This is a genomic window from Rahnella sp. BCC 1045, from assembly GCF_019049615.1.
GTDB lineage: Bacteria > Pseudomonadota > Gammaproteobacteria > Enterobacterales > Enterobacteriaceae > Rahnella > Rahnella contaminans.
Genome location: NZ_JAFMOZ010000065.1, coordinates 1 through 8208 on the forward strand (window position 1 = coordinate 1; position 8208 = coordinate 8208).

The following is an 8208-nucleotide window of genomic DNA, read 5'->3' on the forward strand; positions in this document are numbered from 1 at the left end:
TATTAAGACATCCTCACCGGCACTGCATGGTAGTGCCGGTGAGGACAGACCTAATACACTTTGCCATTGCATTATATTCAGTATCAGAACTGTTATAAATAAAAATTAGTATAACATTATGATTTAATGAATCTTTATTACTCATAACAGTTAACATAGGTCCATAAGGTGTGAAAAATTGGCCACGAGCTGAATCACCCAGCTCAAGCTGCATGTAAAGTGTGCCGAGAAAATCACCGCTTCCGGCTTCAAGCCCCATCACCACCTCGGCCAGTAACATGGCCATCCGCTCAGCATCTTTTGCCTCATACTGGCGAACCGTCTCCATGTATTCCCGCTCCAGCTCGTCACTAAAACATATACCATTGTGAATCGACACTGCGGCCAGGGTAATGAAGTCACGAAAAACCTTATGCCGGTGGTGATAGCGGGCAGTTACGTTAAAGAGGGATATAAATTGCTTCTTGTGGTCAACCATGATGTTCATCGCATATCTCCCGGGGAAATATGCCCTGAAGGGGATATTTCCCCTTCAGGATGGTTAATTAAGAACGGAACAACGTTCCGGTTAAGTTTGTTTACGGTTAAGGCTTGATATAGCCAGCCCGGATCTTGTTTTCAGTCACTTCGATAAAAACATCGTATCCCAGGTCAATGACCTGTCTGATAAATGTTCCCCAACAGTCCTGACCGAAGGATTCGCCAAAATCATCGTAGCCCACCTCAAGGCCGGCATTTTCATACCAGTCCTCGTTTTCAGGTAGCCGGGGATCAAAGTCTTCCGCATAGGCTATGTTCACCTTGCGTCCGTCCCGATACGCCCCCTTCTCCGCCATCAGATAAATGCCCGTATCTTTTACAAACAGTAAGTTACCGCCTTTTTCCTGCAATTCTTCCATAACAGGCTTCAGGACAGCATTTTTAAAAATCAGCACGATTTCCACCTTAACAAAGTTAGGGGAAAATCACCCCGGGGGACGATTTCCCCCCGGGGGTTAGTTTAAAGCGATGTCGGACAGAGCCCGGATTTACCAGTTGTGAACGGCAAACCCGGTCAGCACTTCACCACAGCAGTCAAAGTGAATAAGCGAAACATTGAGCCGCTTCATCAGTATGTAGGTCAGCCGGCGCGCATCTTTAGAAAAACCCCGCTTCTTTAATTCAAGCTGCGGGAAGTTGTAAGCGCTCAGACGCACCAGATAACCGGTACCCGTGAGGTGGATCCATTCGGCATCCCCCCACTCGCACCGCTGATGCCCCAGGCGGTCGAACAATTCAGCATCTTGTTCAGTCAGGTGCGCGGTACTGCAAACAACATATTGGTAAAGCTCCACAGGCTGTGTTTCGTCGTTGGTGTGGGTCATTTTAGGCCTCCCTCGCCTGAGATTCGCCGGCCTGTTCGTTCACCGGCAGCACCTCGGTCGGAAACGCCATCAACTGAGCTGAAAGCGGTCCTGTGCCATACTTGCCGCTGTCAACGTGGTCTCCCCGGTCATAACAGTCATAACCGCGAACGCCGTTGACCGGCTCCTGATACCAGTGGCGGATCTCACAGTCAAATACCGCTGAGATCTCCCCCATCAGTTCGCTGGAAGGCGGGTAGGACGGTGAATCAAACTCCAGACGTAAACTGTTTATACGGTCGCGATACCAGAGAACGTTATGCCCACAAGGCCACTCCATTCCGTGAATACGACTGTACAGACTTCCCGTGCCGGACATTCCTGCCAGCAGACGGCTGTTACCGTTCAGTTCCGCCGCGAGCCGGGAAGGGATAATCATCAGCATGTCGCATTGGCAGGCGCGCTCGGGTCTTTCCCCCAGTTTGTTCCAGCAATCTTCGCCGTCAATATGGAATGACCAGGTGGCCACACCAAACCAGTCAACGTATTGCCGGGTTATCAGCTGCGTCATTATCTGGCGTGCGGCCAGTGGGATTGTTTCCCATCTGACGGCGCTCAGCCCCGACTGTGTCCAGATACGGTCAATCTGCCTGATAGTATCCTGATTTAGCACAGCGTCTTTTTGCAGCAACTCCAACCAGTGCTGGAAAGCCAGATTGGACGCAATAGCCGGCCCGGTGCCATGAGATACCAGGCCAGGGAAAGGCAGGTATTCCACATTTTTAACCGGTTTGAGTATCCCGGCAGCACCGGCCAGGAACAGCTGAATGCTCTGCTGTACCGCATGGCGATATAACGGGGCCTCAGAACCCGTCACCCACTGCTGCATGACGTCGATAAACACGGAACGTCCGGCAATTTCCAGGCGGTTTTTGCACCATTCAAACATAGTCACTTCTCCTCTTTTGAACATCAAAAGAGGGAGCCTTCCCATCGGGGAAGGTCTCCCCCGATGGGTGGTATAACGGTTAAATCATTATCAGACCCGTATTACGGGTGGCTAATTATCCCAAGTGTTGCACCGGCCTCAAGGCCGGCAATCAGCTCATCTGCTGCACTTAGATACGGCGAGTGTGGCAGATAATCAGAATCGTTAAGGTGCGTCAGATGGTACTTGTCCACCAGGTCATTAATCGCTTCAAAGGGTTTGACTCCGGCTTTTTGCAACGTCTCAACGCAGGCGTCGTCGCATAAGTCAGTATCATTCAGCGTCAGGCCATAGTGCCTGGCCAGCAACATGGATGCGGTGGCCTGCCAAAATTGTGGTGTCAGCATTGTTCTCTCCGTCAGGCCACTTTCGGGGCCGTTAATGTATTTCCAATGTCGGACTTCAGATTCAGCAAAAAGTCTGAAGCCTCCCGCGCCTGCCGGCATGCCCGGAACAGCGCTTTTTTGTCTTCTTTAAGGGCTTTTAGCCAGCCACTGACGTAGCTGTCATGTTGCACCTCTCCGTATACGCCCAGCGTAGCGCAGAGAAAGGCGCTGCCCATCTCGGCAATCAACTCCTCAAACGCATACACCGGATCCCCAAATTTGTGGGTCGACGAGGTTATCCCTTCACGGTTCAGACGTGTTTGATGTCCGCTGGCATGCACCAGTTCGTGAAGTAACGTTGACCAGTAATCGGCCTCAGTAAAAAACTGGCCCGACGTTGGCATCGTTATTTGATCTACGGCCGGACGGTAATACGCCCGGTTTTGCTCACGAAAATTGACGGTGACACCGCTGGCGTTGAATATCTCAATCACACGGTTCATCACCGGTACGGAAGCCGTCTCCACTTCCGCCTCCGTTAACATCGCTGAGGGGGTACCGTAAAGTTCTGCCGGCAGATCATCGCATTGCTGCGTGTTAAACAGCTGCAAAGGCCTGAGCATCGTCCGGGGTTCCATAACGGGTTTGCCGTCATCATCAGTGAGTTTGATGCCCTGGCCATCTTCTGCCTGGACTTCAAACGGCTTGAAAATGACAGCAAGACTGCAGGTTTCTCCCGGGCGGACGTGTCCGCCGGCGAGCTGCGCCTGCCGGAAGGTGAGCCAGCAGTCAGAGCTAAACCCACGCTCCTCCGCCGCCATCCAAAGCAGTGGGATATTTATCCCGCTGTATGCTTTGCCCGTTGAAGCATTCGCCGGCAAACTGCTGCCGGTCCTCTTTTGAGCAGCGCGCCAGGGTTTACGCCAGGGAGCGGTGCCTTTCTCAAGAGCCGCAATGATCTTGTCCGTCACCTGCTGGTACAGGTCTGCACGTTCAGTTTTGGGTGCCCTGCGGGCTGAGGTGTGTTTTTTCATGGGATAAACCTTAAAAAAGGCGTATCCCGGCCAGCGGCGGGATACGCCACTGGGAGTGGTTGAAAATTAGTGCGTGAATTTAGGGGTGATAATGTCCCCCGCCGGTGTCACCGAATTGATACGCTCTTTGAGTCGGGAAAACGCCCGGCCAAACTGTTCACGGTCAGCCGGTTTTGCGCGCCGGCAATCGGTCCGGATAACGTCGTCGAGCACATACAAAGCCGTCATACGCCAGGCCGCTTTTTCCCCGCGGCCTACGCAGGCATGGAAGTGTTTATGCGACTGATCGAACATCCGTTCGATACCGTTTCGATACTCAGCAATCGGGATAAAGACTTTTTGTGGCGGCCGGGTTTCACTCTTTACGGTTGAAACCAGGGGCGTAACAAAAAAGTCATGATGGTCGTTGAGGATCGCCTCTCTCACAGCGTGAGCAATAAAGAAGGTGAAGGAATAATCGATACCGGGAAGCATCTCGCTAATCTTTTCCTCCCAGCCATCGTCTCGCCTGGGGTCAAAACCCTCGGCATAGGCCATGTTCATATATCCTGGCTGTTTTTCATCCTCAGCCCGGATGTAAAAGCCATAGCCATTTTCCAGTGTGATCGGCTTATTAAGGCCGGATGGAAGTGTTAACGCTTTACGCAGAGAACCTGAAGTAAACCGGAACATGATAAATACTCCTGTGATTAACAGGAGAAACTTCCCGGGAGGAAGTCTCTCCGGGAAGTGTTGTCAGAAAAGTCGCCGTTACGCTGCGCTAAACGCACCGTCGCTAAAACGATAACGATACAAGGCCAGGTCACGAGCCATTATTCGGGCAGCTTTCCTGGCTTTACGGGCAGAACGCCAGTGGCCACATGTACCAAAACGCTGTACCTGCCAGTCACGGGAACTGCAACCTGTCCGGCACGCCACCGACGCAGTAAATTGCCCCTTCCCGTTTTTAAAAATCTCGGGACGGAAACTTAACTGACCGGAACGGTTGGTAAACCAGTCGTTGTCATTCTGTCCCAGGGCAGCAGAATAATGCTCCAGGGCAACAGCGGTTTTCTTCAAAATTGAAATGATAATTTTCATGGTGTTTCTCCTGCAGTAAAGCGGAGAAACCTTCACCACCAGCGGGGGGAAGTTTTCCCCGCATGGGTGGTCAGTTAACAGTCAGAAATTGATTCATGTGTTACAGGCAATCCTGTTCACGAAGAAACTCAATCCAGGTGACATAATTGTAAAAGGTAGGACTGTATGTGAAGTCATCCTCAGGCCAACCTGAGCAACCTGGTTTACCCGATTCGGTAACTCCAACATTAAATCCGTACGTCCATATTCCAGACCGAAAAGCTGAATGGCAGATCGCAATAAGTTCAGGAATAAACTCCCTGGAAAATGCCTCAGGTATGATCCCTAAAGCTGTTGCCTGGCCAATAACCCGGCCGCCGTAAAAGAAAGGTGCATCATCAGGTTCCCACCCCAGTTCATCCGGATTGGCTGAGCCATTGAAAAGATTCAACCGGATCAACACACCAGCGGTCATCAACTCGCCTTCAAGATGGGAAATGAAAGTTAAAAAAGTACTTTTTGAAATAACCGACTGCCTCAGTACGCTCAGGCAGTAACAGGTATTAGGTTTCATGATGGTTCCTTTAAAAAATGGCGGAACCATGCCCAATGGGAGCAGAGTCCCAGCAGGATTAAGAATGATGAATATCAGAAGGATAGAACGTTGAGGTTGTGGTGAAACCACGCAGTGAAAGTGGCCTTAACCCGAAGGTCTCTGTTTTCAAAGGTTAAACAGATTTAGTACCGCCCGAAAGCGCCATCTCTCAGGTTTTGATGGCATTGGCATGTGATTACCCGAAGGCGTTCCTCTCAAATCACCGGAACATTGGCAGTTGTCAGAGACAACGTTAGCAAATTAATCGTACACAATCCCCACACCCCCGGCAATAGTGTCAACGCAAAGAATTTCCCGTGTTGTACTATAAGCCCAGGAGGTAAGCTCCTCAGTCGAAATGCCACTAGAGCCTAATATTCGCATAACTTTTATGACATTGAAAAAGGCAACTAATCTTTTACCCAACTGATTTTTTTCGTTTCGCACCGGTCGCCAAACCAGGCATCCACCATAATTGAATCGGGTTCACTCAGGGAATGATAGGTGTCATTTTTAAGCAGCGTCTTTATCCTGGTGGAAAGCGGGATTTTATACTCACCAGGTTTCATGTTCTCAATATTCACCTGGTCGCACATAATAAAGGAACCGTTGAACACAAACCCACTTTCACTGAAGGTAAATTCATAATCGAAATCCTCACCATCATCGAAATGTCGATTAATTGTCGCAAATGTATCGACCTCATTAACCGGCGATAAACATATGACGCGTAATTTTATTTCAACTGGAGGGTTATCCGAAAGCGTAATTTCATTCACTGAAGTGACCGACAATACGTTCATCATGATAAAATCACTCCTATCAATAATTACATCGTAAGATGCATGCTTTGTGGCGCGTTGCTTATTCATCACAGACCTCTTTAAATGATTAATCCATAATTGACTGACAATAAACATTCTTAATATATGTTCCCCGGCCATCCCCATGACCAAGATCCATTGACGTTAATGCAAGAGACTCTTCTTTATTGAAGCCATGAGAAAGATGAAAATTAAAGGCGTCTTCCGCATAACTGTAACGCAAACTGTGGGGGGTTTCGTCTCCCCCTGTCAATTCGGTGCGTAATGTATTTCTGTAAAAATCCATCGCTGATTTCAGATCAGATTTATTAATCACCTTTCCATTATGTTCCTGGGCATAGTGCACAGCACGTTTAACGGCATCCATCACTTTCTCACGATTAATAATGGTCGTCTGACGCGCCCGACCGCCCTTCGTCCCAAAAATTACCTTAAGGCTTTTATCACCTCGTTGTAATGCGTTTAGCCAGGTTTTTAATGATTTGGCAGACTGAATAGCTTCTTCATTTCTCAAACCGAGATATCGCGATAACCTTACCGCCGCTGCAACTCCCTCATCCTTTTTCTCTATTTGCTGCAAAATATAATCATAGCGCTCATCTGAAACAGATTTTTTCGTCCCCGTCCGGCTGGCACCGGCAATGCCCAGTACTTTATTATTAAGCCGCTCATTATCAGGTGCAGCCAATTTATGCTTACCAGCCTGATATAGCATGGCTCTGATGGCAGACATTTCATTCTGACGCGTTCTTTTTGATACATCATCAGATCCACGGCTATTCATATACATCTCAATATGCCGGACCTTTAGTTGCGCGACGGAGCTTATCTGTATATTCAGTTCAACCAGACGTTCAGCAAACCGAAGCATGATCCTGGAATAATCATCCTGTTTTTTAAAACTCCCCCCCCCTTTGCGGATTTGGGTAACCAAATCCTGTTTTAGCTGTTTCTCGCGTCTCGACATCTGCATTTCCTCACTCGTGATTCTACGAAAGACCTTATTACGAGCAGATGTAGTTTTCTGGCGTGCCGTGAACACGACAGGAAACTACACCCGCATCCCCCTGGTGGCACGGTTTGAAGTTGCGCGTCCTGCGTCGTAATGAGTACCTGAGCACCAGGGAAGTGCAAAGTGTTGAGGTTTTGAGAGGTATCAAATCAGTGTTCTACACTGACCGCAGCTTTCGCTGTACCTGTTTCCAGGTCGCCCCCGATGTCATCCTCGAATGACATCGCCGAATCGGTATCTCATTACATAATTAATCCTTAAATAACAATGCGATAATTCGTTTTTACGTTTTATCACTGGGTTGAAAGACATGACGTTCGTATTCTCACTTCGTTTCACGTTGTAGTGATTGACAGACAAGTGCGTGAATAGCGCGTTCAGGACGCGTTTTAGCGCGCGTCACTTGGTTCTCGTTTCACTCGAACACAAGTGACGCCGCGCTCCTCTGCTCTCAATGCGTACGTGGAAGATGCCAAATTTTCAAATTGGCATACCCACTGTCCGCAAAGTTCGCAACCGGTAGCTGACGTCAAAGCATCAAAGAGAAACGAGTAAACAATCGCAGAGGAACTCTGCGCAGAGGGAACCTGCGCAATGCAGGACGTTGTGAAGGAGGCCTTAATCGTCGAAACGATCCTCGTTTTCAAAGGTTAAACGAGATTACCGCCCGAAGGCGCCACCTCTCAGGTTGTGGTGGCATTGGCATGTGATCACCCGAAGGCGCCCCTCTCAAATCACCAGGGCATTGGCATGTTGCACAAAGCAACGGTAAAGCGATCAAATCATAATTGGGATAAGAGAAATATGCAAGACAACGAACTTATAAAGGCTGGGCCTGCGAGTGAAAATTATAACGACCATTATAAAATGGTTATTACAATTATGATTCACTTCTGACATAATTTTTAGACTTTTTTCTGATGCCCATCAAAACCTTATAATAAAAAAGTCACATCATAGTTCTATTTCTAAAGAAATTATTTCCGACAAATAAGTTCCCCCGTTAATAAACACCTCCTCGCTATAG

The 8208-nt window shown here is 48.7% G+C and carries 11 protein-coding genes; all 11 read right to left on the reverse strand.

Features of this window, described 5'->3' with window-relative positions:
- Positions 1 to 13 precede the first annotated feature (13 nt).
- Positions 14 to 487, reverse strand: a complete 474-nt coding sequence (locus J1782_RS00540) for a hypothetical protein (RefSeq protein WP_217151963.1) — start codon at positions 485 to 487, stop codon at positions 14 to 16.
- Positions 488 to 584: 97 nt separating this feature from the next.
- Positions 585 to 935 carry a DUF3085 domain-containing protein gene (locus tag J1782_RS00545; protein WP_217151965.1) on the reverse strand — a complete coding sequence of 117 codons (351 nt, stop codon included), beginning with the start codon at positions 933 to 935 and terminating at the stop codon, positions 585 to 587.
- A 93-nt stretch (positions 936 to 1028) separates the two neighbouring features.
- The gene (locus J1782_RS00550) at positions 1029 to 1364 is read right to left on the reverse strand and encodes a DUF5983 family protein (protein ID WP_217151967.1); all 336 of its coding nucleotides are present in this window, start codon (positions 1362 to 1364) and stop codon (positions 1029 to 1031) included.
- 1 nt (position 1365) lies between these two features.
- On the reverse strand, positions 1366 to 2292 hold the full coding sequence (locus J1782_RS00555; RefSeq protein ID WP_217151969.1) for a DUF1281 domain-containing protein: 927 nt from the start codon (positions 2290 to 2292) through the stop codon (positions 1366 to 1368).
- Between the two features lie 101 nt (positions 2293 to 2393).
- Complete coding sequence (locus tag J1782_RS00560) at positions 2394 to 2678, reverse strand: TA system toxin CbtA family protein (protein WP_217151971.1); 285 nt, start codon at positions 2676 to 2678, stop codon at positions 2394 to 2396.
- A gap of 11 nt (positions 2679 to 2689) precedes the next feature.
- On the reverse strand, positions 2690 to 3691 hold the full coding sequence (locus J1782_RS00565) for an ArdC family protein (RefSeq protein WP_217151973.1): 1002 nt from the start codon (positions 3689 to 3691) through the stop codon (positions 2690 to 2692).
- Positions 3692 to 3757: 66 nt separating this feature from the next.
- Positions 3758 to 4363: a hypothetical protein gene (locus J1782_RS00570; protein ID WP_217151979.1), complete on the reverse strand. Its 606-nt coding sequence runs from the start codon at positions 4361 to 4363 to the stop codon at positions 3758 to 3760.
- Between the two features lie 78 nt (positions 4364 to 4441).
- Entirely contained in the window at positions 4442 to 4771 is a 330-nt protein-coding gene (locus J1782_RS00575; RefSeq protein WP_217151980.1) for a hypothetical protein, read from the reverse strand.
- Positions 4772 to 4871: 100 nt separating this feature from the next.
- Positions 4872 to 5324, reverse strand: a complete 453-nt coding sequence (locus J1782_RS00580; protein ID WP_217151982.1) for a hypothetical protein — start codon at positions 5322 to 5324, stop codon at positions 4872 to 4874.
- 431 nt (positions 5325 to 5755) lie between these two features.
- Positions 5756 to 6217 (reverse strand): hypothetical protein, encoded by a 462-nt coding sequence (locus tag J1782_RS00585; RefSeq protein WP_254302867.1) that lies wholly within the window; start codon positions 6215 to 6217, stop codon positions 5756 to 5758.
- Between the two features lie 19 nt (positions 6218 to 6236).
- Complete coding sequence (locus tag J1782_RS00590; RefSeq protein WP_217151984.1) at positions 6237 to 7136, reverse strand: integrase domain-containing protein; 900 nt, start codon at positions 7134 to 7136, stop codon at positions 6237 to 6239.
- Positions 7137 to 8208: the final 1072 nt, after the last annotated feature.